Annotated in this window: 23 protein-coding genes and 3 pseudogenes; 14 read left to right on the top strand and 12 right to left on the bottom strand. The window is 56.2% G+C overall.

Annotated features, from left to right (window positions below):
- Positions 1-25: 25 nt before the first annotated feature.
- From VI25_RS06135 to VI25_RS06130, 3 genes are all read left to right on the top strand, one after another.
- Positions 26-649: a bifunctional nuclease family protein gene (locus VI25_RS06135; RefSeq protein WP_045686902.1), complete on the top strand. Its 624-nt coding sequence runs from the start codon at positions 26-28 to the stop codon at positions 647-649.
- 165 nt (positions 650-814) lie between these two features.
- Positions 815-1,075: a maleylpyruvate isomerase N-terminal domain-containing protein gene (locus VI25_RS28325; RefSeq protein ID WP_316934263.1), complete on the top strand. Its 261-nt coding sequence runs from the start codon at positions 815-817 to the stop codon at positions 1,073-1,075.
- A complete protein-coding gene (locus tag VI25_RS06130; protein WP_316934266.1) occupies positions 1,000-1,359 on the top strand; it encodes a DinB family protein in 360 nt (119 codons plus the stop codon). Before VI25_RS28325 ends, VI25_RS06130 begins: the two co-directional genes overlap by 76 nt.
- Before the next feature lie 90 nt (positions 1,360-1,449).
- Here the strand turns inward: VI25_RS06130 and VI25_RS06125 are convergent.
- A pseudogene (locus VI25_RS06125) lies at positions 1,450-2,258 on the bottom strand (ABC transporter ATP-binding protein).
- 97 nt (positions 2,259-2,355) lie between these two features.
- Positions 2,356-3,086 (bottom strand): annotated as a pseudogene (locus VI25_RS06120) (MlaE family ABC transporter permease).
- Between the two features lie 115 nt (positions 3,087-3,201).
- Here VI25_RS06120 and VI25_RS06115 point away from each other — a divergent pair.
- Positions 3,202-3,915 (top strand): SDR family oxidoreductase, encoded by a 714-nt coding sequence (locus tag VI25_RS06115; RefSeq protein WP_045686922.1) that lies wholly within the window; start codon positions 3,202-3,204, stop codon positions 3,913-3,915.
- A gap of 45 nt (positions 3,916-3,960) precedes the next feature.
- Here the strand turns inward: VI25_RS06115 and VI25_RS06110 are convergent, their stop codons facing one another.
- The gene (locus VI25_RS06110; protein ID WP_045686903.1) at positions 3,961-4,674 is read right to left on the bottom strand and encodes a GIN domain-containing protein; all 714 of its coding nucleotides are present in this window, start codon (positions 4,672-4,674) and stop codon (positions 3,961-3,963) included.
- A gap of 79 nt (positions 4,675-4,753) precedes the next feature.
- On the opposite strand from VI25_RS06110, the gene VI25_RS06105 reads away from it, so the two are divergent.
- The 4 genes from VI25_RS06105 (at position 4,754) to gldG (ending at position 9,154) form a co-directional block, all read left to right on the top strand.
- The gene (locus VI25_RS06105) at positions 4,754-5,446 is read left to right on the top strand and encodes an SDR family oxidoreductase (protein WP_045686923.1); all 693 of its coding nucleotides are present in this window, start codon (positions 4,754-4,756) and stop codon (positions 5,444-5,446) included.
- A 123-nt stretch (positions 5,447-5,569) separates the two neighbouring features.
- Positions 5,570-6,472: a gliding motility-associated ABC transporter ATP-binding subunit GldA gene (gene gldA, locus VI25_RS06100; RefSeq protein WP_045686904.1), complete on the top strand. Its 903-nt coding sequence runs from the start codon at positions 5,570-5,572 to the stop codon at positions 6,470-6,472.
- A 101-nt stretch (positions 6,473-6,573) separates the two neighbouring features.
- Positions 6,574-7,299, top strand: a complete 726-nt coding sequence (gene gldF / locus VI25_RS06095; RefSeq protein WP_045686905.1) for a gliding motility-associated ABC transporter permease subunit GldF — start codon at positions 6,574-6,576, stop codon at positions 7,297-7,299.
- A gap of 130 nt (positions 7,300-7,429) precedes the next feature.
- Positions 7,430-9,154: a gliding motility-associated ABC transporter substrate-binding protein GldG gene (gene gldG / locus VI25_RS06090; RefSeq protein ID WP_045686906.1), complete on the top strand. Its 1,725-nt coding sequence runs from the start codon at positions 7,430-7,432 to the stop codon at positions 9,152-9,154.
- 1 nt (position 9,155) lies between these two features.
- Here the strand turns inward: gldG and VI25_RS06085 are convergent, their stop codons facing one another.
- Positions 9,156-10,022: a DUF7003 family protein gene (locus VI25_RS06085; RefSeq protein WP_045686907.1), complete on the bottom strand. Its 867-nt coding sequence runs from the start codon at positions 10,020-10,022 to the stop codon at positions 9,156-9,158.
- Between the two features lie 147 nt (positions 10,023-10,169).
- On the opposite strand from VI25_RS06085, the gene dnaN reads away from it, so the two are divergent.
- Together dnaN and gldC are read left to right on the top strand one after the other, a co-directional pair.
- Positions 10,170-11,294: a DNA polymerase III subunit beta gene (gene dnaN, locus VI25_RS06080; RefSeq protein ID WP_045686908.1), complete on the top strand. Its 1,125-nt coding sequence runs from the start codon at positions 10,170-10,172 to the stop codon at positions 11,292-11,294.
- Positions 11,295-11,426: 132 nt separating this feature from the next.
- Positions 11,427-11,765: a gliding motility protein GldC gene (gene gldC / locus VI25_RS06075; protein WP_045686909.1), complete on the top strand. Its 339-nt coding sequence runs from the start codon at positions 11,427-11,429 to the stop codon at positions 11,763-11,765.
- Positions 11,766-11,844: 79 nt separating this feature from the next.
- On the opposite strand, the gene VI25_RS06070 is transcribed toward gldC, so the two are convergent.
- The 5 genes from VI25_RS06070 to VI25_RS06050 form a co-directional block, all read right to left on the bottom strand.
- Positions 11,845-12,366, bottom strand: a complete 522-nt coding sequence (locus tag VI25_RS06070; RefSeq protein ID WP_052694872.1) for a hypothetical protein — start codon at positions 12,364-12,366, stop codon at positions 11,845-11,847.
- A gap of 257 nt (positions 12,367-12,623) precedes the next feature.
- Positions 12,624-13,160 (bottom strand): dCTP deaminase, encoded by a 537-nt coding sequence (gene dcd / locus VI25_RS06065; protein WP_045686910.1) that lies wholly within the window; start codon positions 13,158-13,160, stop codon positions 12,624-12,626.
- Between the two features lie 101 nt (positions 13,161-13,261).
- Positions 13,262-14,137: a hypothetical protein gene (locus VI25_RS06060; RefSeq protein WP_152981513.1), complete on the bottom strand. Its 876-nt coding sequence runs from the start codon at positions 14,135-14,137 to the stop codon at positions 13,262-13,264.
- A 181-nt stretch (positions 14,138-14,318) separates the two neighbouring features.
- Positions 14,319-15,644 carry a glutamate-1-semialdehyde 2,1-aminomutase gene (gene hemL / locus VI25_RS06055; RefSeq protein WP_045686912.1) on the bottom strand — a complete coding sequence of 442 codons (1,326 nt, stop codon included), beginning with the start codon at positions 15,642-15,644 and terminating at the stop codon, positions 14,319-14,321.
- 101 nt (positions 15,645-15,745) lie between these two features.
- A complete protein-coding gene (locus VI25_RS06050; protein WP_082455415.1) occupies positions 15,746-17,725 on the bottom strand; it encodes an ABC transporter substrate-binding protein in 1,980 nt (659 codons plus the stop codon).
- A 253-nt stretch (positions 17,726-17,978) separates the two neighbouring features.
- Here VI25_RS06050 and VI25_RS06045 point away from each other — a divergent pair, with 253 nt between their 5' ends.
- Positions 17,979-18,677: a DUF1361 domain-containing protein gene (locus VI25_RS06045; RefSeq protein WP_082455414.1), complete on the top strand. Its 699-nt coding sequence runs from the start codon at positions 17,979-17,981 to the stop codon at positions 18,675-18,677.
- Here VI25_RS06045 and VI25_RS06040 read toward each other — a convergent pair.
- Positions 18,678-19,790: pseudogene (locus VI25_RS06040) on the bottom strand (serine hydrolase domain-containing protein). It lies immediately after the preceding gene.
- Positions 19,791-20,013: 223 nt separating this feature from the next.
- Here VI25_RS06040 and dgt point away from each other — a divergent pair.
- The 3 genes from dgt (at position 20,014) to VI25_RS06020 (ending at position 23,638) form a co-directional block, all read left to right on the top strand.
- Entirely contained in the window at positions 20,014-21,435 is a 1,422-nt protein-coding gene (gene dgt, locus VI25_RS06030) for a dGTP triphosphohydrolase (RefSeq protein WP_052694873.1), read from the top strand.
- A gap of 119 nt (positions 21,436-21,554) precedes the next feature.
- Positions 21,555-22,406 (top strand): tetratricopeptide repeat protein, encoded by an 852-nt coding sequence (locus VI25_RS06025; RefSeq protein WP_152981512.1) that lies wholly within the window; start codon positions 21,555-21,557, stop codon positions 22,404-22,406.
- Positions 22,406-23,638 (top strand): sensor histidine kinase, encoded by a 1,233-nt coding sequence (locus VI25_RS06020; RefSeq protein WP_055562351.1) that lies wholly within the window; start codon positions 22,406-22,408, stop codon positions 23,636-23,638. Before VI25_RS06025 ends, VI25_RS06020 begins: the two co-directional genes overlap by 1 nt.
- A gap of 258 nt (positions 23,639-23,896) precedes the next feature.
- Here the strand turns inward: VI25_RS06020 and VI25_RS06015 are convergent, their stop codons facing one another.
- Positions 23,897-26,260 carry an AsmA-like C-terminal region-containing protein gene (locus VI25_RS06015; RefSeq protein WP_161806882.1) on the bottom strand — a complete coding sequence of 788 codons (2,364 nt, stop codon included), beginning with the start codon at positions 26,258-26,260 and terminating at the stop codon, positions 23,897-23,899.
- Positions 26,167-26,907, bottom strand: coding sequence for an AsmA family protein (locus VI25_RS24620; protein ID WP_045688199.1), 741 nt, complete (start codon positions 26,905-26,907; stop codon positions 26,167-26,169). Before VI25_RS24620 ends, VI25_RS06015 begins: the two co-directional genes overlap by 94 nt.
- Between the last annotated feature and the right edge of the window lie 85 nt (positions 26,908-26,992).

The following is a 26,992-nucleotide window of genomic DNA, read 5'->3' as shown; positions in this document are numbered from 1 at the left end:
CTCTCATTAACACTTTCGATTTCCCTTGAAGAAGATACCCCTCGAAATTCTGGGCCTCTCGTCCAGCCAGTCGCAGTCCGGTTCTTTCGCCCTTATCCTGGGTGAGAAAACCGGCAACCGGCGTTTGCCGATCATCATCGGTATGTTTGAGGCACAGAGTATTGCCATCCAGATAGAGAAGATTAACCCAAATCGGCCGCTTACGCACGACTTGTTTAAGTCGTTTGCGGAGCAACTACATGTGGCCGTGCTGGAAGTTCTGATTTCCGATTTGAAAGAAGGCGTGTTTTACTCCAAGATTGTGTGCTCTGATGGAGCCACTACCTTCGAGCTAGACTCGCGCCCTTCCGATGCCATTGCCATCGGACTGCGTTTCGGCGTTCCTATCTTCACCGTAGAAAGCGTACTTAGCGAAGCCGGAATTATCTTATCTGACCTCGACGAAAACTCTGAAGAGGATTCGGACGACGAAGATGAGGATGATGACGATACTAACGATGGGCCTACTACTCCGGAGCCCATGCCCCGCGAGCCAAGTGGGCAGGTGTCAATGGAAGAACTAAATAAAATGTTGAGCCAAGCCTTGGCTAACGAGGACTACGAGAAGGCAGCCAAAATCCGGGACGAGTTAAACAAACGCAACGGATAAGCTGTTACTTTCTATCAACACCTACTAAAGCGGCCTTTCTTTTCGGGGAGGCCGCTTTTCATATTGCCTTCCCACGCTTCGTACGGGCACTTATTGGAAGCTTCAGTAGTAGAATATCTTCCCTGTTGTACTTTTGCTGGCGTAAATTGCTCTGATTGCTCTTCTATGGAAACAACCCTTAAACAAGATTTGCGCTACCCCATCGGGCGGCCGGCCTTACCCGAACAACCGTTGGAACGGGGGAGCCGCACGGCGTATATCGCGCAAATTTCACTGCTCCCTGACCAACTGCGGGCCGCTGTAACTGGCCTCACCCCTACGCAACTGGACACTCCGTATCGACCCGATGGCTGGACAGTGCGCCAGGTAATTCACCATCTGCCGACTCACACCTTAACAGCTACAGCCGCTTCCGGCTGGCCCTAACGGAAGACAATCCTACCATCAGCCCCTACGATGAGGAAGCATGGGCAGCGTTACCAGATGTAGGAGCCACTCCCACGGCCGTTTCGTTGGCTCTGCTGGAAGCTTTGCACATCCGCTGGACGATTCTGCTGCGCAATCTGACTGACGAGCAGTGGGCCCGAACTTTCTACCATCCTGGCAGCAAGCGTACCTTCACTCTCGACCAAGCCCTTGCACTCTATGCCTGGCATGGTCGGCATCATATAGCGCACATTACAGAATTACGTCAGCGTGAGCAGTGGTAAGCGCCTCACGTCTGCATTAAACCGCATGATGGCCGGTCCTACATAGGGCCGGCCATCATGCGGTTTAGAAGGAGAGGAGCCCTCAGTTGCTTAAATATTAATAGCCTCATCTGTTGTGGCCGCGGCTAAGCCACCTTCGGTTTCATCATCTACCTTCTTAGCTGCCCGGACTAGACTGCTGCTGAAGATAAACTCCTTGAGCTCGGGGACCTGAGCGTTCAAGATTTCATCCTTGTTGCCATCCCACAACTTCAGACCCTTGTAGAGGAAAATGATGTGGTCCCCAATCTCGATTACGGAGTTCATGTCGTGGGTTACTACCACGGTGGTGATGTTATACTCGTGCGTAATCTCGTGAATGAGCTCGTCGATTTTGATGCTGGTAAGCGGGTCTAGGCCTGAGTTAGGCTCGTCGCAGAATAGATAAGTACAGTTGGGCGCAATAGCCCGGGCAATACCTACCCGCTTTTTCATACCACCCGAAATTTCAGAGGGCATTTTGGCGCCCGCGTTTTCCAGGCCCACCCGCTTCAGGCAAAACTCCACTCGGTCGCGGCGCTCCTCCTTGCTCATGTCCGACGTGAGCATCTTCAAGGGGAATTCCACGTTTTCGTACACCGTCATGGAGTCAAATAAGGCAGAGCCTGGAAGAGCATCCCAATCTTACGCCGGATGTCCTGCTTGATGTCCACCTTATTGTTAGTGAACACCGTGCCATCAAACGTAATACTGCCGATGTCGGGCTTCATAAGCCCCACAATGCACTGCAACAGCACCGACTTACCGGTGCCGGAGCCCCCCAGCAGTAGGTTACATTTGCCGGTTTCGAAGGTGCAGTTGATGCCTTTCAGCACTTGGTTCCCATCGAACGACTTCTGAACGTTATGAACTTCAATCATCTTTTAAAGTCTTGTGTCTGCTGTCAGCGTTATTGGATGCGCCAAGACCTACGTGAAGTCGGCTTCCTTGATAGTGACTGGCAGATGCTTGTTTTGCTTACAGCAGTATGGCGGCCAAGGCGAAGTCAGCTACCAGGATGGCAATGATAGAATTGTTTACGGCCGTGGTGCTGGCTGCACCAACCTCCAGTGCACCGCCTTGGGTGAAAAACCCTTTAAACGAAGAAATGGCTGACACCAGAAACGCAAACACCACCGACTTAATCAGGGCAAACAGGATGTTGTAAGGAATAAAGTCGGTACGGATGCCTTCAATATATTCCTGCGCCGAAATAGCGCCGGTGAGTGAACCGGCTAGGTAGCCCCCAATGATTGACAGCGCCATGGCCAGAATCACGAGAAGGGGAAACATAAACATGGCCGCTATAATGCGAGGCAGCACTAGGTACGAGGCCGAGTTGATGCCCATTACTTCCAGGGCCGATACTTGCTCTGTAATGCGCATAGTGCCCAAGCCCCCCGCAATGCTAGAGCCTACTTTGCCCGCCAGTACAATACTCGTAATAGTAGGTGCCAGCTCCAGAATGGTCATCTCGCGCACCATATAGCCGATGGTACTTTTGGGGATGAGCGGTTGGTAAGGTTGTAGGCAATCTGCACGCACGTAACAGCACCAATGAAGGCTGAAACGATGGCGACAATGAAAATGGAATCGACGCCAATGATGACGCACTCATCTACTATGCGTTTCCACAGCACGCCGAAGCGCTCCTTCCGGAAGAGCATGCTTTGAATGAAGAGTAGAAATTCGCCGAAGGATTTGACCATAAAAAGCGAAACAAGGAAAGGAAAAGCGGAAACTTGTGCCCGAATTGGTGGTCGTGGCTTTACCGCCGGGCTTATGCATTTGACGTACGTAAAAACCTATTCAGCAATCAAAGGAATGGAAAAAAAACTCGTAGTGATTACCGGCGGTACCAAGGGAATTGGCCGGGCCCTCGTCTTTCGATTTGGGGCGGCTGGGTTTCCGGTGGTTACGTGTGCCCGCTCAACTCAGGATTTGCACGACTTAGCCACCGATTTACAAGCCACGTACCCTGGTGCCGTGTTGCACACCTTTCCCGCCGACCTCAGCCAAGCCTCCGAAACCAGAGGTTTCACCGACTTTGTGCTTGGCCTAGGAGAGGTGGAGGTAGTAATTAATAATACGGGTTCGTTTATTCCCGGCCGGTTGCAAGACGAGCCTCAGGATGGCTCCCAGCTGCGTCAGATGCTAGCGGTAAACTTGCTTAGTGCATATGATGTAACGCTGGCGTTGCTGCCGGGCCTCATTGGGCGGCGCGGCGGCCACATCTTCACCATTTGCTCCACCGCCAGCATTATGCCGTACCCCAACGGGGGCTCATACGGTATTGCTAAGTTTGCATTGTTGGGCCTGACCAAAAACTTGCGCGAGGAATTGAAGGAGCACAACATCCGGGTAACGGCGGTGCTGCCAGGCGCAACACTAACCGCTAGTTGGGCCGGCACCGACCTGCCCGCTGAACGCTTTGTGAAAGCCGAAGACGTAGCCGAAGCTATTTTCAGCACTTTCAGCCTTTCCCCCCATGCAGTAGTTGAGGAGTTGCTTATCCGTCCCCAATTAGGTGATTTATAAGAGCAGGTCCAACCTAGGCCCCCACGTGCAGGAGTAGGGGATCCCCTACTCCTGTGCTACTTTGCCCTTGCCGGTAATTTGCAAGCTTAGGCCATTGCTTGGGGTACCACTGTAGCGTACGGTGCCCGTGCCGGCGTGCGTACCTCCCAAAAACTGCTTGGGCGTGAAGTGCGCATTTCCATTGCTGTCGAAGTTGGTGTGGAGGTAGATATGGTTGGCTGGCAGGCCAGCCGCATACGTACTACCATTGCCCCCAATAGTCAGCACGAGGACATCCGTCTCGCCTTCCAGATGCAAATCACCTAGCTCATACTGATCCATATTTAAGTAGCGGCTAGCCAGATTCAAGTGAAAGTCGCCGGACCCAATGAGGTGGGCGAATAGGGTGTCGGCGCGGAATGTTCCTACGGTACGGACGTCTGCTTGGCCGCGCAGGAACACGTCGGTAAGGGTAGGCGTGTGGATGGTTACTTCGCGCGGTGTATCGTAGCGGCGCACCCAGTTGCAACTGCTCGTGTTGCGAATGGTAAGCTCATTTCCTTCCACAGCCAACCGAATATCGGCCTGCACGTTTCTACCAGCTTCTACCTCTGCGTAAGTAGTCGTGTCTTGCACAATGGATACCCGTACGTTGTCGTACGCCGTAAGAGTGCGAAAGGGTAGTACTTCCCGGCGCTCCGTCACCACGCGCCCCGTACTGGTAAAGCATCCCGCTTCGCTGTCTTGCTGGCAAGCCGATAGCCACAGTATGGCTGCCACGCTCGTAATTCCAACGCACAAAAGCCGCGGGAGGGCGTTACCTTGCACCCATATTTCAAACCTAGACATCACGACAGCTATGGATCTAAGCGGCAAGGTAGCCATTATCACAGGCGTCAGCAAAGGAATTGGGTATGCCACGGCGGAGGCCTTGCTAGCTCGCGGAGCCACAGTAGCAGGGTGGGGCCGCACTGCTCCCGAAGGACTTACGCATGAGCGGTTTCAGTTCTTCGACTGTGACATTCGTGACGAAATTGCCGTGCAGGAAGCCTTCATGAATACCCAGCGGGAACTCGGCGCCGAAGTGCACATCTTGGTCAATAATGCCGGCATCGGCAACTTTGGGCCGGTAGATGGCTTTTCTTCCGAAGACTGGCACGCCATGTTCGACACCAATGTGCACGGTGTTTTTTACTGCACCAAGGCGGTACTACCGCAAATGAAAAAGCAGAAGCAGGGCCATATCATCAACGTAGCTTCTCTGGCCGGCACGGCCGGCAGTGCCAACCTGGCCGGCTACTGCGCTACCAAATATGCGGTGCGTGGCTTCTCCGATGCCTTATTTAAGGAAGTGCGCCCCGATGGTGTGCGAGTGACCTGCGTAATGCCCGGCTCGGTAGAAACGAACTTCAACGGGGCTACCCCCGGCCAGGAGCCTGACCCGCACAAGATGCAACCCGAAGACATTGCCGCTGCTATTGTGCACGCCCTGGAGGCACCCCAAACGGTTATGATTTCGGAGCTGCAAATGCGGCCTACTCAGCCCAAATAAGCAGCAAGCACCTTATTAGCGCGAGCTAGGCAGTAGCGCCCCCGTGGCAACCAAAGTGCTTGCACTATCCTGCGCCAGCCACCGTTCATGGAGGTACGAAGCAGACGCTTCACTTAGTAGTATATGGTAGAAGTACAGCATTTGACAAAAACGTTTGGCCCCCAAGTGGCAGTGAACAACATCAGTTTCACGGCGGGCAAGGGCGAAATCTTAGGCTTTCTGGGTCCGAACGGGGCCGGTAAGTCCACTACCATGAAGATTGCCACGAGCTACCTGCCTCCCTCGGCCGGTACGGTAGTAGTAGATGGCTACGACGTGCAAACAGCCCCCCTGGAAGTGCGCCGTCGGGTGGGCTACTTGCCCGAGCACAATCCGCTGTATTTAGACATGTACGTGCATGAGTACCTGGAATTTATTGGCTCGGTGCACGGCCTGAAAGGAAGCCAGCGCCGCCAGCGCGTACAGCAAATGGTGGAGCGCGTGGGGCTGGGGCGAGAGCAGAACAAGCTTATTGGGGCGTTGTCGAAGGGCTACCGTCAGCGCGTGGGGCTAGCCCAGGCGCTCATCCACGACCCCGGAGTGCTTATTCTCGACGAGCCTACCACGGGCCTTGACCCAAACCAGATTGGCGAAATTCGCACCTTGATTCGGGAACTGGGCCAGGATAAAACGGTTATTTTCAGCACCCATATTCTGCCCGAAGTAGCCGCCTTATGTTCCCGCGCGGTTATCATCAACCGCGGCCAATTGGTAGCCGATTCGCCGGTAGCCGAGCTACGGGCTCGCGCCGCGGGCGAGATGGTTATCCGCGCTGAATTTGAGCAGCCTGTTGACTTAAACATTCTTGCTATGCTGCATGGGGTCAATAGTGTGGTGCTAGAAAAGGACTCCACCTACCTTATTCGTGCGGAATTTGATCAACGCGCTGCCATTTCCCGAATTGCTGCCTCCCATGGCTGGGTGCTGCTGGGGCTGCGGCAGGAAGAACAGTCGTTGGAGCAGGTGTTTCAGTCCCTGACCAAATAGCTTCCTAACTGGTTCTTCGCTTAAGTAGGGCCGGTATGCTAGAACGCCACTGCAACTCAGTGTCAGCACCCTACTACCTTCACTATTACCACATCTAGCTGATGTACTCTATACTTCGCAAGGAATTCAATGCCTTCTTAAGCTCACCGGTAGCCTACGTTGTTATTGGGGTGTTTCTGGTGGCTACGGGGCTGTTTGTGTGGGTATTTCCCGACAGCTCAGTGCTGGATTACGGGTATGCCGACCTGCAAACGTTGTTCAACATGGCGCCCTGGATTTTTCTGTTTCTGATTCCCGCCATCACCATGCGCACCTTTGCCGAGGAAAAGAAGGCGGGCACCATTGAACTGCTGCTTACTCGCCCGCTCACCGATGGGCAGATAATAGGAGGGAAGTATCTGGCCTGCCTGCTGCTGGCCTTGCTGGCGCTGGTGCCTACGCTGCTGTACTACTACTCGGTATACCAATTGGGTAGCCCCCAGGGAAATATCGACTCGGCGGCTACAGTAGGCTCGTACTTGGGGCTGGCGCTGCTGGCGGCGGTATTTGCAGCCATTGGCATCTTGGCTTCGGCCATCACGCGCGACCAGATTATTGCGTTTCTGGTGGCGGTAGTCGGCTGCTTTCTGGTGTACTCCGGCTTCGATTCGCTAGCATCGGTTTTCGACGGTACACTGGCCTACTATATCAGCCAGTTGGGCATTGCGGCCCACTACCGTGACATCAGCAAAGGCCTCATCGACTCCCGCGACCTGCTGTATTTCTTCAGCCTAGTTGCGGGCTTGCTGCTGGGTACGCGCCTGGTGTTGCAGAGCCGGAACTGGTAACCCTTGGGCCGCATTCTCCTTTGTGGGTAATAGTACCCAGCCGCCCCGTGGTATGCTGCGCCCTCAATAGGCACTTTGCCGCTACTACCTGCTTTCATTACCCAGAATCTGATTTTGAATTTGCCACTGTATGGCTTCTCCTGTACCTGATACAACTACTCCGGTTACATCTCGCAAGCGCCGCGACCTGACGCGCTTTGGCGTGGCGCTGCTGGCGTTGCTCTTGCTTAATTTTCTTGGTGGGCTCTATTTCTTTCGCCTCGACCTCACGGAGGAAAAGCGCTATACCATGGCAGGGGCTACAAAGCAGCTCCTGGAAAACCTGAAGCAGCCCGTAACAGTGACGGTGTATCTGGATGGTGACTTTCCGCCCGCCTTTCGCCGTCTGCAGCAGTCGGTTCGGGAAACGCTCAATGAGATGCAAGTGTATGGCGGCTCTAACCTGCACTATGTATTCGTGGACCCTTCCGCGGCCGGTACAGAAAAGGCCCGCAATGATTATTACACTGCTCTCCTGAAAAAGGGACTGCGTCCTACCAACTTGGGCGCCAATGAGAATGGAAAGCGGGTAGAGAAAATCATTTTCCCTTGGGCTACGGTGGCGGCTGGCGGTAAAGAGCAACAGGTGCTACTGCTGCGTGGCAACCAAGCCGCTCCCTCCGATGTGCGCCTAAATCAAAGCATTGAAGGGTTGGAGTACGAACTGGCTAGCGCCATTCGTAAGCTAAACCCTGGTCGGCGCAAGCGCATTGGGGTAGTGGAGGGCCATGGTGAGCTAACCAATCTGGAAGCCGGCGACCTAATCGGCTCGCTTGGGCAGTTCTACGACGTGTTTCGGGTAAACCTGGCCCAGTCGCGCCCCCAGGATCTGAAAACGCTTAGCGCTCTTGTAGTTGCTAAACCTACCGCCGCTTATACGGAACCCGAGAAATTCAAGCTGGATCAGTTTATCACTCAAGGGGGCAATGCCTTGTTTTTTGTAGACGCCATGCGCGTGAATCTGGATAGTGCTAACCGCGGCGGCATGCTGTCCTTCCCCTTGCAACTAAACTTGGATGATCTGCTATTTAAGTACGGGGTACGGGTGAACCCCGATTTACTGCTCGATCTGAACTCCGGGGTGATTCCGCTGGTAACGGGCGCCCTCGGCGACAAGCCCAAGGTGGAGCCCATGCCCTGGCAATTTTATCCGCTCATCAACAACTTCAGCCAGCACCCCATTACCCGCAACCTCGATGCTGTGTACACCAAGTTTGTGAGCAGCATTGATACGGTAAAGGCCGCGGGTATTCGTAAGACGCCGCTTCTGTTTACCTCGCGCTACACTCGGGTGCTGCCCTCCCCGGTGCCCGTGAACCTCAACGATGCCCGCTTAGAACCCGATCAGAAGTTATACCAGCAGCAGTTCAAGCCCGTTGGCTATCTATTAGAAGGCCAATTCCGCTCCTTGTTTGCCAACCGCGCCGAGCCAGGTACTACCCGCTTCCAACCAGAAAGCTTACCTGGGGCGCGGGCATCTAAAATCTTAGTGATTTCCGATGGTGACTTCGTACGCAATGAGGTAGACGCGAAAACCAACCGGCCTTACCGCCTCGGCTTCGACCGCCTGGCCAATACCGAATTTGCCAACCGGGAGTTGGTGCTCAATTCCGTTGATTACTTACTCGATGAGTCGGGCCTCATCTCCGTACGTAGCAAGCAAGTCACCCTGCGCCCCCTCGACAAGCTCCGTGCCGTAGAGGAACGCCGCCGCTGGCAGCTCCTGAACCTAGTGCTGCCTCTGGCACTCTTAGGTCTCTTTGGGGCCGTGCGCGCTTGGCTGCGCAAGCGGCGGTATGCTTCATTCGGGAAATAAACTATAGCTCCCCTGATTCTGGCCAGTTAGACCAGTGTGTAGTAGGCATTACGGTTGGGTTGTAGTGCACTGGGTCGCCAGTAGCCAGCACCTTCGCTAGCTGCTGCCACGTTTCGTAGCTGCTTGGGCGGTTCTCATTCCAGTCTTGGAGAGCTTGTTGGTTGGTACGTTCCTCCTGAGCCCGAATGGTGCTTCGCAACGTCTCGAAACTCATGCCATGCAAGCCGCCAATAGGGTGGTTAAGGTCGTACGCTTGCCTGATATCTTCCTCTGTCATGATTTTGGGCGAGCTTATCGTAAAATCCTTATGGTACCATTCATCGAGCACTAAAATCTTATCGAGGTGCGGGGGGATGCATGTATAGAGCTCTGCATCGGTGGCCCGTAATAAGTGCTGGTGCTCGGTGATAAGTAGTCGGCCGGCTTCTTGAATATCAATGCTGCCTGGCTCGAACTCGACCAATTCAATACCCGCTCGTGCATAGTCAGCCTTGTTATGGCTGAGTGCAACTTCTTGACCGCGAATGCTCAGGGTGGTTGCATCGTGAGTAAGCATCCCGTGCGCCGTAGCAGCTGCGTAAGACGCCTCACTGATAGGATACACGGTAGAGTTATTGACGCTGCAGCCGTTGTACTGTTCGAGGTTGATGAGGCAGTTGCCGTAGTAGAAAATTTGTAGTTCAATGCTGCCACCGCGCGGGCTATACCCTAGTATTTCTGCCGCAATAGCCCATCCGTCTTGGCTGCGGAATAAGTTCAGCCGCGTGTCTAGTAGATAGCAATAAGGATGGTTTAGCGGAATGAACCTACTATAGTATCCATCGTTGGAGTGGTCAAGCGTATGGAGTATCTCCTGGTCTGAAAGCATAGAAATAAGCACTATAAAGCTGGGCGAAAGAAATCAACGGTAAAGTAAGGATTTGGGCCGTTTCGGCTTCTTAGGGCGCTAGAAAACCCCACGCCCGTTTCCTATCTTTGTCCTCTTCCCCAAACGCCTGCCAAACCATCCGCCTATATGAAGTTCATCGTCTCGTCTTCCGCCTTGCTCAAGCAATTGCAGAGCATCAACGGCGTGGTTACGAACAACCCCGTGGTGCCCATTCTGGAGAATTTTCTCTTCGAGATTGAGGACGGCAAGCTGACGATTACGGCCTCCGACCTGGAGACCAGCATGATGACGGAGCTACCCGTGGAGGCCCGCGAAAGCGGCCGTATTGCTGCCCCCGCCCGCATCCTGCTCGACACGCTCAAGAACCTGCCTGACCAGCCCGTTACGTTTACGCTGGATGAGGAAACTTACACTATCGAAATTGCCAGCTCCAATGGCCGCTACAAGCTAGCCGGCGAAAATGCTACCGACTTCCCCCGTGTACCGGTAGTGAAGGGCTCAGCCCCGGTAGAAATGCCCTCGTCTTCTTTGTCGCGGGCTATTAACAAAACCATCTTCGCCGTTAGCACCGACGAGCTGCGCCCCGCTATGACGGGCATCTTGGTACAGCTAGCCGACAACCAGGTAACCTTCGTGGCTACCGATGGTCACCGCTTGCTGCGCTACCGTCGTTCCGACGTAGGAGCGGGCCAAACGGCAAACATCATCATTCCGCGCAAAGCGTTCAATTTGTTGAAGGGGGCTTTGCCCTCCGAGACAACTACCGTGCGGGTAGAGTTTAATAACTCTAATGCCTTCTTCTCCTTCAACCAGATGCGTCTGGTATGCCGTCTGATTGATGAGCGCTACCCCGATTACGAGAACGTGATTCCGGTATCTAACCCCAACAAGCTCATTATCAGCCGCCAGGAGTTGCTGAACTCGGTGAAGCGCATCAGCATCTACTCTAACAAGACTACTCACCAAGTACGCCTGCGGTTAGCTGGCTCGGAACTGACAGTTTCGGCCGAAGATCTGGACTTCTCGAATGAGGCAAACGAGAAGCTGGCTTGCCAATACGATGGTGAGGACATGGAAATCGGCTTCAACGCCAAATTCCTGACCGAGATGCTGAGCAACATCGATTCCGAGGAAATTACCCTGGAGCTGAGCACTCCCAACCGTGCCGGCCTGCTCATGCCTACTACCCCCGACGATAACGAGAGCATTCTGATGCTGGTAATGCCAGTGATGCTAAACAACTACGTGTAACGACGGTTTTCCAGATCATTCAACTCAAAACGTCATGCTGACGAAGAAAGCACCTCGCGTGTCACGGTAATAAACTTACCTTCGGCGAGATTTTCTCTTCGTCAGCATGACGTTCTTTCTTACCTCTTTCGCATGAAAAAATCTGAAATCCGCTTCAGCATCGCCCTCGATGATCAGAAGGTGCCCGAGGCTATCAGCTGGTCGGCCACCGACGCGGGCCCCGACATTCACTTCGCTAAGGCCATTAACATTGCCCTGTGGGATCGGGACGAGCGGGGCACTATGAAGATCGACCTTTGGACTAAGGAGATGCCCGTAGACGAGATGAAGCGCTTTTACGTGGACACCATGGGCGCCATGGCCGAGAGCATTGTAACTGCTACGAATGACTCCGTAATGGCTACCAAGATGCGTGACCTGTGCCGCGTACTCATGGACCACATTGAGGAAGAGGAGCGCAATCAGAAGTAAGTGCTGCTACACCCGTGAGTAAACAAAAAAAGCCCTGCCGGATCACCGGCAGGGCTTTTCTTATATAGAGCCATATGGCCTACCGACCGTTGTTGGCGGGAGTAGTTGTGGTACGAGCGGGGGCTAAGATGGCACCGCGGCTACTAGCTGGCAGAGGGTTTTGCACGGAGTTCACGAAAATAGCGTCGGCAGCTCGTGCAGCGTAGTCGCTATCATATTTCCGGAACGTAGCGCGGGAGTCGTAGTAGTTACTGTACTGGTCAGTAGACAGTACTGCTTGCAATTCCCGGTCGCGCTCTTTGCACACTGCATCGCACTGCTGCGTAATGAGCTTCTGATTTCCAGCATTCTTCTTCTCGATAGCCGCCATCTTGGCTACTTTATCCTCGTTGATGGCGCGTAAACGAGTAGCTTGGTAGCCATTGAGACGCAGCTCACGAGCCATTTGGTCGGAGAGGCGTTTTGCGCGCTCCTGCACCGGGTTGAGGCGTGGGGAAGGCTGTGTCTTATCTTGGGGCTGTACTAGGGAAGGTTTCTGCTGGGCCTGAACGCCGAGGGTGGCGGTAAGCAGCAGGGCAGCAGTGGCAAGTTGCTTTCTCATCGGTATCTAAGGCGTTGAGCTTCTAAAAAAGAAAAGCGGCAGATGAAGTTCGGGGTAAAAAAGCCGAGCTAGGTAGTGCCGCTGTCTTGTATGCCTAACGAAAAATTATGCCAACGAGTTTAGTCCAGTTAAAAAACCTGCTGCCTCGTTCTCTGGGTTTTAGCCAGCTGGTTTCCTATTACGGCCGAGGTAGACGGTAGCTCGCACTTCCCAGATAGCCAGTTCGTGCCGGCAACCTGGGGCTTAATGCGTACGGGTTAGAACCGGTTTTTCCACATCATGGACTCCACGGGCTTGTCTGTACGCTCGTTGTACTTGGCGTTGGTTTTGCGGTTGTAAAACGTTTCTACATCCCCTTGCACAGCAAAATAAATAAGCTGGCCTACCGGCATGAGATGGTACACCCGCACCGGCATCGACACACTAATTTCCAGGGTCCAGGTGTTGCAAAAGCCAATGTCGCCCTTGCCCGCAGTAGCGTGAATATCGATGCCAAGGCGGCCAACACTGCTCTTTCCTTCCAGGAAGGGGACGTGGGCGTGGCTCTCGGTGTATTCCTCCGTCACGCCCAAGTACAACGTGCCAGGTTGCAATACAAAGCCCTCCGCAGGGATTTCGAATACGTCGATTTCGTTGTGCTTACGCGCGTCCAGCACGGCGTCGCGGTAGGTAGCCAGGTAGCGACCTAGGTGCACATCGTAGGAGTTGGTGCCAAGGCAGGTTCGGTCGTAGGGCTCAATGATGATGTTGCCCCGCTCAATTTCGGCGAGAATCTGCTGGTCGGTGAGAATCATGTAAGAGAATAAAGTGTAAGCGTCAAAAATCTGGGCGGCTCGGCGGCGTACAAGAGGCCTACTACTAAGCAGACGGTGTAGCAACTGGGCTCCACTAGATTTTAGGTGGTTTCTTCTTCGTCCTCGTACCGGTCTTCGGGGAGGGCAGTCCGGGTGCGAGTGCGCTTTTTAGTTAGTGCCTGGTCCTGCTCCTCTGCCAGACCGTCGATACGGGTACGCAGATCGGGCAGAACGCTTGTGATGATGTACAGCATTAGTAGGAAGGAGCCGCCTGCCAGCATAAGCGTGAGGTAGTCCATCCAATCGTGGCGCGGAGCCACGTCCAGGGAACGGGGGCCGGTGTAGCCGATGGCCGTTTCGGTAGGCAAGGATACTTCGGGCTCAGGCTGCAAGTCTTCCGTGGATGCGGGGGTGCGGGGAACAGCACTAGCGGGCAATTCCCCATCTACGGCGGGCGGAACGGCAGCACCATCGGCGGCTAATTCTTCCGGAGCGGGGTCCTGAGAGGCATTGAACTGAGCAGTGGCTTGCTTAATGGCGCGCTGCAAGCTTCGAATGATGGATATCCGTTCATCGCGCGGTAGCACCCGAATGAAAAACTCGAAGTTCTTATCAACCAGAATGGTGTTCAGCTGCTTCTCGAACTCAACTAAATCGGTACGACCCTGCCCAAAGCGGCTCTTGAACCGTTCAGACACGCTGTTGTAGTTCTGAAAGAGCTTTTCCAGGTCAGGACGTCCAGGGAAGTTATCGAACTCGCGGCGGGCTTTGGTCGTGCGCAAGGAAGAAGGAAACTTGCCGCGAGCAAAGGACTTATCGTACACCGTTTCCATGGTGCGAAAGTTCAGCTCATCCACGGTCCGGTCGAAGAGGCGCTTGTTGGCGGCCGCGGGTGTTTCAGTCTGACTACGGAGTTGGCCGGGAATCACAAGCCAAACCAGCAAAAACAACGGGAACAGCTGACGAAATCGGAACATAAGGCTACGCAGGTTTGCCGCAAAGGTAAGCGCTTCCCCATGCGGTTTGGCGGCCCGCGCAAGAAAACCGCAGTAGTCAAGCGCAGAAAAGACCTTCCCGTGCTGAAACACTCGTCGGACTACCGGCGGGTATCGGCACAAGAAGGTCTTCTACGGAGCGTTGGCGCGTAGCCGGACGGACTTACAGGCCGTGCGCTTCCAGCAATGATTCGCGGCAGGCCGTGAGATAGGTCTCTACTAGCTCATCCGTAATGGCAGTGCTCACGAACAGCGCTTCATACTGTGCTGGCGCTAAGTAGATACCCCGGTGCAGCATGGCCCGGAAGTAGCGCCCAAAAGCCTCAGTATCCGAAGCCTTTGCCGACTCCAGATCCGTGACGGGCTGATCGGTAAAGAACAGGCTGAACATGGAGCCTACCTGGTTTACCGTGTAGTTTAAGCCCAGCTCGGCCGCAATGTTGCGGGTGCCATCCGCAATACGGGTCGTGATGCGGTTAAGCTCGTCGTAGAGTTCAGGGTGCTCATTGAGGTAGGTAAGCTGGGCGATGCCCGCGGCCGTAGCAATAGGGTTGCCGGACAAAGTGCCGGCCTGATACACCTTGCCTGCTGGCGCTACCTGGTCCATGATGTCGCGGCGGCCACCATAGGCGCCCACTGGCATGCCACCCCCAATGATTTTACCTAAGGTCGTGAGGTCGGGCTTGATGCCGTACAGTTCCTGAGCGCCACCGCGGGCCAAACGGAAGCCCGTCATCACCTCGTCAAAAATCAGCACGATGCCGTGTTTGGTGCATAAGTCGCGTAGGCCTTGCAAGTAGCCTTCCTGCGGCGCTACAAGCCCCATATTGCCAACTACCGGCTCCAGAATGAGGGCCGCCACCTGGTTGGGGTTAGCCGCAATGATTTCTTCTACTGCCGCCAAGTTATTGTAGGGTACCGTGAGCGTATCTTGCGCTACACCCTGGGTCACGCCCGGCGAATCGGGGGCGCCGAGGGTAAGGGCACCCGAGCCAGCCGCAATCAGGAAGGAGTCGCCGTGGCCATGGTAGCAGCCCTCAAACTTGATGATTTTGTTGCGGCCCGTGTAGCCTCGCGCTACCCGAATGGCTGACATGGTAGCCTCCGTACCCGAATTCACGAGGCGCACCTTCTCAATACTGGGCACCATTTGCTTGATCAGCTCGGCCATTTCTACCTCGCGGCGAGTGGGCGCACCAAACGACAGGGAACCTTGTACGGCTTGCTGCACGGCATCTAGCACCAGATCAGGGGCGTGCCCTAAGATCATGGGCCCCCAAGAGTTGATGAAGTCTAAGTATTGGTTGCCATCCACGTCGGTCAGCCAAGCACCCTTAGCCGACTGCATAAAAACCGGGTGACCACCCACCGCCCGGAAAGCGCGCACCGGTGAGTTTACGCCGCCCGGAATATGCTCCTTGGCGCGCGTGAACAAGGTGTCGCTAGTGGTGAGGGTAAGGTTGGGGGTGTCAGTAGTTGAAGAAGACATAAGAAAAAGGGAGAAGTCGAAGCGGCATACTCGCCTCGCAAACAGCATGAAATGATAGCGCGGGGGCCGGCTGAGCTGATGCCCAGCCTTTATAGTACAACCTAGCGAATGCCTACGGGGTTCAGTACTTCCACCTCTAAGCGCTCAAGTTTTGTAATGGGCACGTACTGGTTATCGTGCGCACCTCCGGGGTAGCCAATGCCCTGAAATACTGACCCCGACACCGGGCCACCAGTAGCCAGCGCCTGCTGAAAGGCCGGGCCGTTTTGGTGGAGTTGGTTGCCGAAGTAATACAGCAGCTCGAAGCCAGTGAAGGCAAAGACGGACGGTGGTAAGTTCTGGCGCTGGGTGTAGAGCTGGCGGAAGCGGCGCACCCCCTCAGATGTTTTGTCTGTAAACTTGGGGTGCACAAAGTACACGCTGCGGGCATTAAGTTGGCCTAAGCTCACGCGGTTGTTTTCAAGCCAGGAAGCGTAGGTGATAAGAGGAGGGCGCGGGGTTTGGGTTTGTAGCAAGCCCAATGTATAGGGACCAGCCTTCTTCCCATTGGATGCTACCACAAGGTGCCCAATCGTTTTGAGGTCAACTCTAGCAAAGCCCGCGGCTAAGGATTCTTCCACATCAGAGTTGATACGCCGCAACTGTACTACTTGGCCCCCTAGGGCTTCGTACGTCTGCTTATACGCCTGCCCGAAAGCGGCTTCGTCCTTGTTATCCTCGTAGAGCACCAGAGCTGTGCGAGGGCCGCCTAAACGTGTAAAAGCAAATTGAGCAGCCTGCCGGGCTTGCGTGGCCGCACTGGGCTCGAAGAGGTAGTGCCAGGGGTTGTCCAACACCAGCGCACCGTCTTCAGAAAGGGGGTTTACTACCACAATCTGCTTCTGCTGAGCGTAGCGCGCTAGAATTTTGCTGCCCGATTTGTATACCGGCCCAATTATCAAGTCCATACCTGCCAGCTCGGGCAGGGCAAGCACCTGCTTGAGCTGCAGTGTATCGGCGCCTGTATCGTAGGCAAATAGCTGTACTGGGCGGCCTTCCCGCTGCAGTGAATCCTGGGCAATGCGCAGGCCGGCGTACAGGTCGGTCACAAACTGGTTTTTGCGGCGTGTTTCCCAGCTGGGGTCACCAAACTCAAAGGGTAGGAGCACGCCAATATTATACGTGCTCTTCTTTTGGGCTCGGGGGCGGGGCGTGTAGCGGGCACGGTCCAACGAAAACTGGGCAATAAGTTGGTCGAGCTGGGTCCGGTCGTCGTCAGTGTACCACCCACCGTTGGCTAGCTTATCGGCGTAGGCACGGCCGAGGGCGGCCTCCTGAGGGTAGGTTTTGAGTAGGCTCAGGTAGGTAGCCTTATCTTTTATCCGCGGGAGATACACCGCCTTCATGTTCTCTCGCTCCGTAGCGAGGCGGTCTGAAGGTAGCTGCGCAAGTACGCGCAAGGCATTGTCGAAGTCGCCCTGCTCAAACGAAACTTGTCCTTGCAGGAAAAACGCCTCGGGCAGATTAGACCACTGTGGGTACTGATTGCGAAGCAGGTTAAGCATCTGCTCAGCCTCGGCCCATTTCTGCGCTCGGCTGGCCGCTACCGCGTAGAGGTAAGCAGCCTCCGGAGCTCGCCCAAACTGCGCGTTGGCTGCCACCGGCTCCAACTCTTGCATGGCCAAGTCGTAGCGCGCCTGGTCGATAAGCGTTTTTCCGTTCTTGTAGCGTATGTTGGGGTCTGCCGAGCCCATGTTGGTGGGGAGGGGAGGGCCTACCGGCTTGGCGGCCGTAGCAGCTGGCCGGGCCGACGGGGTAACAGCGGGCTTCGTAGCAGTAGCCGAAGTAGGGGTGGGCTTGGCGGCCGTTGTGGCGGCTGATTTGGTAGTCGTTGGGGTTGCCTTGCCCTTGCTCGCTGCCGACGTAGTAGCGGGCTGGACCTTGGCAGGAGTAGTAGCTTTTGTGCCCGCTGCCGGTTTGGTAGAGGTGGTCGGCGGGGTAGTGGCGGGCTTTTTAGCAGCTGGCTGTTGGGCATGGGCCGTCAACGTCAGAACGAAGCCAGCGCAGCAAGCAGCAAGCCGGAGGGCAGGTAGATACCTCATAGCAGAGGGGCCAGGGAAGAGGTGGCGGGAGAAACAGATGGGGCGCAACAACACGCTCCGCTCGCGCAAAGGTACGCAGGAACGCCGCGGAAGATGTGGTGTGTTACCTACCTAGTGTAAGGCCTGGCCCAGTGGTTCCTTGTTCCGCCTTGGGGGTAGTGGGCTTGCTTACAATAAAATTTTCTGGCCCAGCAATACTGCTCGGCTTCAGCCACCGTTACCATCGTCGATTAAAATTGTCTTACTTGTAGATATGCCAATGTCCCTAGCCACTCTATCCCTGCCCCAAATTCGTCAGCGCCTAAATCTGATGCTGGTGCTGGGTGCTTCGCTCACGCTTAGCGTAGTGCTGATTACTTTTCGGGTGTTCCTGACGCACCAGATTACGTTTGTGTTCCTGCTGTGGAATTTGTTTCTGGCCCTGATACCGTTTGGATTGAGCACCATGCTCGGACTGTCGGCCGGGCGCTTGAAAGCGCGTGTATTGCTGCCAGTGGGAGCAGTGTGGCTGCTGTTTTTCCCCAACGCTCCTTACATACTTACCGACCTATTTCACTTAGAGCCCCGCGCTGCAGTACCCTATTGGTACGACCTCGCCCTGATTCTTACCTGCGCTTGGAACGGGGTAATGCTGGCCTATGCCTCCCTTAGCGACATGCACGCGCTCGTGGCGCGCCGCCTGGGCTGGTGGAGTGGCTGGGCCTTCGCGACGGTAGCCCTGGTGCTTAGCTCCTTTGGTATCTTCCTGGGCCGCTACCTACGTTTCAACAGCTGGGACGTGGTGACCAACCCGCTAGCGTTATTTTACGACATCATCAGCTGCATTTTGCACCCCCGGGCCCACCTCGATGCCTGGGGCGTAACTGTGCTGTACGGGGTGTTTCTGCTGCTTGGCTACGCTACTGTGCGCCTAATGGGGCAAGTAGGAGAAGGTGCTGAGACAGCTAGGTAACTAGAGTGTATGGGCGGTGAAGCGCCGTAAAAGGTCCCGGCGCAATGCATAACAGGCAGCTTGAGCCGGGGCGCCACCGGCATTGGTAATGACCACGAAGGCTACCTTCTGGCTTGGGACCGTAAAGGTGTGGCAGAAGAAGGTGCCCGCTGTGCCGTCATGAAAGCTAAATCTAGCTCCCGAACCCGTAAACGTACCGTTGCCCCAACCATACGCATAAGCTTCCTGACCAAAGTGTAGCTGCTGGTAGGTAGCTGCCCGAAGGTAGTTAGCTTGCTCCAGGAGCCCCAGTAGGTGCAGCTGTACAAAGCGCGCGTAATCGGGTAGGGGCATAGCCACGTCCCCGGAAGGAGCCAGGAAATCCTGAATATGGTAGGGTATGGATGGCTCCAGCGCCGTAAACACCGAGTCGGTAGGGGATTCCAGCCAATGGCCCCAGGGTTGGGTAGCATCCTGCCGATTAGGAAATCCTATCCGGTGCCGGTAGCCTAGGGTGCGGAATGTGCGCGCCACCAGCTCCTCCCACGAACGATGGCTCACCCGCTCCAGCATGAGAGCCGCCAGTGCGTAGCCACCATTGGAGTAAGCAAATGGCGATTGGTTGGGCACTGCGAGGCTTTCCTGTAGCGTGTGCAAGGCAAATTGCAGGCGTTTTTGGGAAATCGAACCACTGAAAGAAGGTAGGGCGTCTATTTCTGGCCCGCTTGCGTAGGGACGAATGCCGGCACGGTGTGAGAGGAGGTCGGCAAGAGTGATGGCGGCCTACTCCGTCCGAACCTTGCCGCGCAGTTCGGGCCCTATTGCCGCTAGCGGCGAATCCCACCGAATTTTGCCCTGCTCTACCAGCTTGGCAGCAATAAAGCTGGTAATACCCTTAGTATTGGAGCCAATGTGAAAAAAGTCGGTAAAGGCGGCTGGTGCGGGCTTCCCTTGTTGGCGCACGCCCCCGTGCAGGTAGCGAATACCAGTAGGCTCTATCACGGCGGCAAGCAACGCCGGAATCCTATGCACCTGAATCAGGCTGTCCAACGCGGGCTGGCTACTAGCAAGAGACTGCCCCTGCGCAAAATTGACAGGTAAGCAGAACGCAAAAACACTTGCTAGGTACTTCATATCAGAAAGGGTGCGGGCGCCAGGAAAACGCTTGTGGAGTGGCGTGTATGAAGTAGCGGGTTACCTGCTTCGCTGCTGGTTCTGAGAGCGCTAGGCTCCGTGGTGTTCAGGTTGGCAAGATAGAAGGCAAAGCAATCTAAAATACAAGGGCCCAGGAACCCCATAGTTTATCTGCTGGCTGCGTACTGCAAAAATCATCTTGGCCCGCTACCTTGCCCCTCCCATGATGCACCTGCAAACCGATTCGCCCGACGCCCCCACCATGACGTGGGAGCGACTCCTGACCCGCCGCCGCTACCCCGATCAGCCCCAACTGCACGTAGTAACCGATGCCCCGCCCGTTCGTGGGGCCTTCGTGGCCGACTACGACCGGGTGGTATTCAGCTCAGCGTTTCGGCGGTTGCAGCGCAAAACCCAGGTGATGCCGCTGCCTGAAACTGATTTTGTGCATACTCGCCTCACGCACTCGCTGGAAACGGCCAGCGTAGGACGCTCCTTGGGGCGCTTGGGCGGCCGACTGCTGCTGGAAGAAACGGCGCGCCTAGCTCAACTGCTGCCTCACTTCGATAGTGACTTGGGCGATATTGTGGCGGCGGCCTGCCTGGCGCACGACATTGGCAATCCTCCGTTTGGGCATTCCGGAGAAGATGCTATATCAGCCTACTTCCGCAGCCCCGCCGCCGAGCCGTTTGTGCGCGTGCTCAACGCCGCTCAGCGGGCCGATTTGCAGCAGTTCGAGGGCAATGCCGCGGGCTTTCGCATCCTTACTCATACCTACGCCGCGCATAGCTCGGGCTCGGCTGGCCTGGGCCTTACGTACGCTACGCTAGGGGCTTTCACGAAGTACCCCCGGCCTTCTATTCTAGATGAGGCCGGCAGCACGCGGGGCACCAGTGAGAAGAAGTACGGCTATTTCCAGACGGAAGCACCGCGCTTTCAGGAAGTAGCGCGGGAGCTTGGCCTGCTACCCAAGCCGCCCGGCACCGACGTAGGAGGCTTCTACCATCGGCACCCGCTGGCCTTTTTGGTGGAGGCAGCCGATGACCTGTGCTTCCGCATCATCGACTTTGAAGACGGCCTGAAGCTGGGCCTGATTCCATGCGAAACCGGCTTACAACTACTGCGCGACTTGCTAGGCGACGCTCCCGGCCGGCGTGGTTCCATTGAGTGGCGCGACTGGCGCGAGGAACTCGGCTACCTACGGGCTCGCCTCATCAACCGCTTGGTGCAGCAAACCGCTCGTCTGTTTGCCGACCGGGCCGACGACCTGCTGCGGGGTCATTCTGATGAGCCCCTGGTGCAGCAGCTCGACTGCTGGCCCCAGTTGCAGCATATGCACCAGCTTACCATGGAGCATCTCTACCGGAGCCGCCCAGTACTGGAAACCGAGGCGGCCGGCTTCGAGGTACTGGCCGGTCTGCTCGATGCCTTCCTACACGCCACCTTCGACCCGCAAGCCAGTGCCCGCTCGCGCCGGCTGCTACAACTGCTACCTGAGCAATTCCGAGCTATTGGCCCCCAGGAAGGCACCTCAGCCTACGAGCAAATTGTACTGCTTACGGACTACATCGGAGGCCTTACGGACCAAAATGCAATGAGCCTATTCCGAACTATTCGGGGGATTGAGCTCCCGAAAATATTCTGATAACTACTAGGTGAGCGTACCCTATGGTGCTGATTTAGAATGCAGCAAGCAGAACTGTAGTGTGCAGGAATAGCCCAGAATATAGTTAGGTTTGCATAGTTCTTGACTTGCCGACCTTCGTGAAATATTGGCTCCTCCTATTGCTGCTGCTTGCCAGCCCGGTTACCTGGGGGCAAGGAATTTCTCTTCAACGAATGCAGGCGCAGCTACAGGCGCACCCCCAGCAAGATACCGGAAGAGTCAACCGGCTTAACCTCCTGGCGTTTGAGCAGCGTTCCTCTGCCCCGCGCGAGTCTAAAGCAACCTTTGAAGAAGCGTTGCGGCTAGCCAAGCGGCTAGGCTACACGTTTGGGCGAGCAAAGGCGGAGTTGGGGCTTGGGTTCTACTACCGCAAGCGCAACGAACATGGCCCGGCTCAGCGTTACACCGAGCGTGCCCGCCAAGGGTTTGCCCAAGTGCATGATTCCCTCAACCACCTGGCGTGCGTGTATAATCTGGCCTACATCTACTTCGGCCAGGGCAACTATGCGCAGGCCCTGTCGCACGCTCAGCAAGGATTGTCGCTGGCTGAAAAGCTCAATAACCCGCACTGGCTGGTACTGATGAACGCCCAGTTAGGCATCATTAGCACCCAGCTAGGAGAGTACGTAAAGGCCGAGTTCTACCTTCTGCACTGCCGGCAGCTCTCCGCGCAGCATAACAACCAATCGGGCGTTTCCCAGAGCTTGCGTGGGCTCGGCGACTTGTATCGCACGCAAGGTAAGTGGCATACTGCACGGCAGTATTATGAGCAGGATGCGGCCCTAGCCTCTCGCTTGGGTGATGTGCCTGGGCACTTGGTAGAAGAGTTCAACATTGCCGATATGTACGAGCGGCAAGGGCACTATCCCGAAGCCTTCACCGTTGGTTACCGGGCCCTGGCGCAACTGCGCAAGCTCGATGTAATTGGCTATCTACCTGGACGCAGCTAGTGCTGGCTCGCGCCCATCTGCACACCGGCCGCCCCGATAGTGCCCTGGTGTATGGTCAGGCCAGTTTGGCAGCAAGCCTGCGCAGTGGGGTGAAAGAGAACGTGCGCGACGTAAGCCGGGTGCTCACTGAAGCCAGCGCCAAGCTGGGCCGTTATCAGGACGCCTACCGCTACCAGCGCCTGTCGAGCATCTATCAGGATAGTTTGAGTAGCCGGGAGCTTATCCGGCGAACGGCCGCCTTGCAGTACGGCTACGAATTGTCGCGCCGGCAAGTGCGCATTCAGCAGCTGACCCAGCACGCCGAACAGATTCGGCAGCAAAACCGCCAGCAACAGTGGCTACTAGGAGTTGCATTGCTAGGGCTGACGGTGGTAGGAGGGCTGAGTGCGGTTTTGTGGCTCAACAACCAGCAGAAACAGCGGGCCTACGCGCTGCTAGAGCAACAACAGACCCAGCTGATAGCCACGCAGAAACAGCTAGTGGCTTCCGAGAAGTGGGCGTTTGTTGGGGAGTTGTCGGCCGGTATTGCGCACGAGCTGCAAAATCCACTCAACTTCATGAAGAAGTTTGCCGAGGTAAGCGTGGGGCTGCTCAGTCAGGAATCTGCTAGCCAAGATGCTTCCGACCTTCAGCAGGAGATAGTAGCTGGACTACGTCAAAACCTGCAAGAGATTAGCCAGCACGGGCAGCGGGCCTCGGCCATCATTGCCGATATGCTGGCCCATGCGCGCACCGGCACCAGCCAGCACCAGCCCACCGACCTAAATGGCCTCATTCAAGAGTATTTGCGCTTGGCTTACGAGGGACTACAGGCGCAGGATGCCTCCTTCCAAGCCACGCTCACCACCGACTTACATCCCCAGGTGGGGCAGGTGAGTGTAGTAGCCACGGAAATTGGGCGCGTGCTCCTGAATCTGTTTACCAATGCCTTCCACGCCGTTACGGCCCGCATGCTCTTAGAACCCGAAGGCTACGCACCTGCCGTGAGTGTGAGTAGTAGCCAAGAAGGTGAACACGTCTTTATCCGAGTCAGAGACAACGGTACGGGCATGTCCGAGGAAATCAAAAACAAAGTGTTTCAGCCCTTTTTTACGACGAAGCCCGTGGGTGTAGGTACGGGCCTGGGGCTGTCGTTGGCTCACGACATTATCACGAAAGGACATGGCGGTACCATACGGGTAGAAACCGCAGAGGGCATTTTTACGGAGTTCACGGTAGGGTTGCCCCGTTAAAACCAGCAGGGTAGTAAAAGATCAACCGCCATAATCTGGCCCTGCCGGCAGTGCTCTAGGGAAGTTGGCGCAAGACGGTATCAAGCGGTTGGCGCCGAAGTAGCTGCTGATACTGCCGCCACAGGCGGTCTTGCTGCTGGTGTTGCTCCTGCTTCTTAAATAGCCGCACTTTGTACTTGCTGCCCGGCGTGCGGTGCAGGTTTACGAAGATAAGGCCCCGGCTGGGCTGGCGTGCGGCGGCCCCGCTCTTAATCTCATCTATACGTTTGGTGTTGTTGCCGAAAAGCGCCTGCAGTGGCTCAGGCCCATATATAAGTTGGCACGCCCGTCGAGGTAGTATTCGCCGCTCACGGCCATATCCGTTAGATTACTGTTCAAGTGCAAATCGGGAATAAGCAACCGCCGGCCGTCCAGCACAAAGCGGGGACTTACGGGCTCGAAGTATAGATGGCTGGTGCGCTCCTTCCGCAGAAATCGTAGCGCCTGCTCAATGGCGGTTACGTTTAGCAGTTCCAGATTCTGTAGGTCGGTTTTGAGGTAGGCGTGGGTATAGGTCAGATCGGGTAGGAAGTCATTGTCGAGGGCGGTGTGCACATCGGCATCGCACTGCATAATACCCCGGATGTTGGCCGCCGTTAGGACATCAAAGTTCAGAGCCTCCGCCAGCCGAAATAGGTCTGGCAGGTGAATTTGCTGCAAACGCATCTGCGCATGCAGTGGATGCTGGTTATTGGGATTATTAGTTTCTAGCCGCCCGCGTAAGGAAATCTTACCGCCAAAGGCACGGAGCGAGCAAGTATCGAGTAAAGCCTGGCCCGCCCGCAGGCGAGTAGTCAAGCGGAACTCACTGCCTCGTAAAACGGCATACCGCACCTGGTTGGCCGAAACCCGCACTTGCGCATTGATAGTGCCGTCTAGAATCGGCGACGTTTCATTACGCGGGCCCATTGGGCTTGCTCCTCCCGGGTTAGGAGCGGGCGGTGGTGCTAGTCCCGCGAAAAGCTGAAGTAACCGCTGAATATCGAGCGTAGCGTAGTGTAGGTCGAGGTTAGCAGTGGCGGCGGCTAGCTGTTTTTCGTGCACGCGCGCACTGGCAGTAATGCGCCCCCGCCCACCCGCGCTAGTGGCAAAGGTGAGATAGGGCACATGAAAGCTGGTAGCTGTTTTGTCGAGGCGTAGGCGTAGGTTGCGCAAAGACTCACTGCCGGGTAAGTGCACTGTTTGCACCGAAGCTAGCAGTTGCCCGTTGGCGGCCAGTAGCACCTCTCGCAGGGTGGGGTCGGAAGGACCGGAGCGGGTAGTGCGCGTAGGTCGGCGCAGCACCGAGAGCAGCCGCCGGTATTCCAGCGTGCCAAAGTGCACTTGTAGTTGCGCCGCCACGGGCTGCAAATGAATAGTGTCTGTAGGCCAGCTAACGACTCCGCTTACCTGCCCACCCCAGGCCTGGCCGCGAATGTTGCGTAACTGCACGCGGTGCCCATCGTGGTAAACCGTGGTGGCAAGTTGGTAGAGGGTGTCTGCCGGTAAGATGAACTGCGCACACCGCAGCCGGATGTTTAGGCGCAGGCCGGGCGGCAAAATATTGAGGGCACGAGATGCTAGCTGCTGGTTGCGGGTGCGGCCCGGAGGCAGGGGAGGTGGAGTTGGCTTGGGCTGGCGCGAAGGTGCAGCCAACAGTCGCCGGAGTTGGGGCAGGAACAGCTTGTCAACTGCAAACGTGCCTGTCACGGTAGTTGTAGGATGCTGGCCCGATGCATACGCCAACAGGTAAGTAGTAGTGGCGTTAGCTTGCACGTTCATCCCGTTCAGCCTGCCCGATAAGTTCTCCAATGTCCAGAGACTGTCGCGCAGTCCTACCCGTACGTTCAGCCCCGACATATCGGCTCCTCGGCTGGGTATTGTGAAAGAGGCGTTTCGTAGGGTAACAGTACCCCGCGCCGCCAGCGGAAGCAGCAAGGAATCAGCCGTTGCTTGGCTTGGGCGAACGGGTAGTGGGCCATTCAGCCGCAGGTTCAGCGTGGCCTCACCTCCGCGGGCTCTCCATAATTCGGGAGCCACAATAGCCGCTAGGTTTTGCAAGTCGGTGCGGCCGCGCACCTGCCCACTCAGAGCCGGCCGGGTAAAGTCTCGTACCGTCAGCACCGCATCCAACTCTCCAGTTGACGAGTAAAGGCGACACTGCTGAAAGGTAAGGTAGGTTGTCTTCGGGTTGTGGCCGGGGCCATTATCGTACACCCCGCGCGCATCCCACCGCCGAATGCGCCGCCCGGAGTCGGCCCATTGAATTTGGGCGTCGCGCAGCTGAAACGACAAAACCGTACGCGGGCGGACTGTCGGCCCGCTCAGGCCGCGGATGGTGTAGCGAATGTGCGCGCGGCTAGGGCTTTTGGCCTCTGCCACAAAGCGGTGCAGGTTGGTAGGCAATGCTACCCGTAGCACTTCCAAGAGTGGTTGGGTACCTTCAAACGTTAAATTCAACTGGGTGCCCCGCCGCTCGCCCAGCCCTGCTGCCTTGTGGGTGCCTGAAATCAGGACCGTGTCGCCATTGAGCGTCGCTCGGGTCCGTTGAAACGTACCTTGGCGCTCCCCAAAGTTGTAGGCGTACCGTATTTGCGTCCACACGGGCTCCTGCTCAAACAAGTTGCCTCGCCCACTTCGTAGAAATTGCAGCTGCCCCCGCATCGTGCCTCGCACCTGGCTACTCCGTTGCGCGTCCGGGCCACCAACTGCGCTTGCGCTACGTGCGCCGCGTACCCACTATGGTGCAAGTCGTTACGGTCCGTTACGTGCAGGTTGCGGACCGTCAAAGATGCCAAGTCAAAGTCGGGCGGAATGGTAGGAGTGGCTTTGCGGGGTCCACGACCGTGCAGGCCCCAGTCGCGGCCCTGCCCATCAGTGTACTGCCGAAACTCGGCGTCCTCCACTGTAATATGGTCGATCTGAACGCGGCCCCATAGCAACTGGCTAACTGTTAGGCGCAGATCGGCGCGGCCAATGCGCAGGACAGGCACCGAGTGCCGGTAGGCGGTGTCGGTAAGCTGCATGTGATGCAGAGAGGCTGTCAGATGTGGAAAGTCGCGCAGCAGCGAGAAATCAACCTGAAAGGGTGCCAGCACTAGGTCGGAGTTTTGCGCCAGTCGCTCCCGAACCTGCCGTTCTATCTGCCTTCGCCCCCAACTAGAGCCCAGCAGGCCTGCAACAACTCCTACCGCCACCACAAGCACTACCACGCCCAGACCTAGTAGTTGACGGAAGGAAGGGCGTTTCATACCGGAGCGGAGGGAGACAAGAGAAGGTGAGTACCGGCACTTCTACGCAGAAAGTAGCTGAACGGTACAGCTAGCAGGAGGGCGC

Origin of the sequence: Hymenobacter sp. AT01-02 (assembly GCF_000961955.2) — a bacterium.
Classification (GTDB): Bacteria; Bacteroidota; Bacteroidia; order Cytophagales; family Hymenobacteraceae; genus Hymenobacter; species Hymenobacter mucosus.
The sequence above is the reverse complement of the archived record's forward strand: the minus strand, read 5'-3'. Positions and strand labels throughout refer to the sequence as shown.

What these genes read in the sequence shown, in the direction of transcription:
- VI25_RS28325 (WP_316934263.1), top strand. Translation starts at nt 815, where the DNA reads ATGGAAACAACCCTTAAACAAGATTTGCGCTACCCCATCGGGCGGCCG.
- VI25_RS06115 (WP_045686922.1), top strand. Translation starts at nt 3,202, where the DNA reads ATGGAAAAAAAACTCGTAGTGATTACCGGCGGTACCAAGGGAATTGGC.
- VI25_RS06105 (WP_045686923.1), top strand. Translation starts at nt 4,754, where the DNA reads ATGGATCTAAGCGGCAAGGTAGCCATTATCACAGGCGTCAGCAAAGGA.
- gldA (WP_045686904.1), top strand. Translation starts at nt 5,570, where the DNA reads ATGGTAGAAGTACAGCATTTGACAAAAACGTTTGGCCCCCAAGTGGCA.
- gldF (WP_045686905.1), top strand. Translation starts at nt 6,574, where the DNA reads ATGTACTCTATACTTCGCAAGGAATTCAATGCCTTCTTAAGCTCACCG.
- gldG (WP_045686906.1), top strand. Translation starts at nt 7,430, where the DNA reads ATGGCTTCTCCTGTACCTGATACAACTACTCCGGTTACATCTCGCAAG.
- VI25_RS06085 (WP_045686907.1), bottom strand. Translation starts at nt 10,022, where the DNA reads ATGCTTTCAGACCAGGAGATACTCCATACGCTTGACCACTCCAACGAT.
- dnaN (WP_045686908.1), top strand. Translation starts at nt 10,170, where the DNA reads ATGAAGTTCATCGTCTCGTCTTCCGCCTTGCTCAAGCAATTGCAGAGC.
- gldC (WP_045686909.1), top strand. Translation starts at nt 11,427, where the DNA reads ATGAAAAAATCTGAAATCCGCTTCAGCATCGCCCTCGATGATCAGAAG.
- VI25_RS06070 (WP_052694872.1), bottom strand. Translation starts at nt 12,366, where the DNA reads ATGAGAAAGCAACTTGCCACTGCTGCCCTGCTGCTTACCGCCACCCTC.
- dcd (WP_045686910.1), bottom strand. Translation starts at nt 13,160, where the DNA reads ATGATTCTCACCGACCAGCAGATTCTCGCCGAAATTGAGCGGGGCAAC.
- VI25_RS06060 (WP_152981513.1), bottom strand. Translation starts at nt 14,137, where the DNA reads ATGTTCCGATTTCGTCAGCTGTTCCCGTTGTTTTTGCTGGTTTGGCTT.
- hemL (WP_045686912.1), bottom strand. Translation starts at nt 15,644, where the DNA reads ATGTCTTCTTCAACTACTGACACCCCCAACCTTACCCTCACCACTAGC.
- VI25_RS06050 (WP_082455415.1), bottom strand. Translation starts at nt 17,725, where the DNA reads ATGAGGTATCTACCTGCCCTCCGGCTTGCTGCTTGCTGCGCTGGCTTC.
- VI25_RS06045 (WP_082455414.1), top strand. Translation starts at nt 17,979, where the DNA reads ATGCCAATGTCCCTAGCCACTCTATCCCTGCCCCAAATTCGTCAGCGC.
- dgt (WP_052694873.1), top strand. Translation starts at nt 20,014, where the DNA reads ATGATGCACCTGCAAACCGATTCGCCCGACGCCCCCACCATGACGTGG.
- VI25_RS24620 (WP_045688199.1), bottom strand. Translation starts at nt 26,907, where the DNA reads ATGAAACGCCCTTCCTTCCGTCAACTACTAGGTCTGGGCGTGGTAGTG.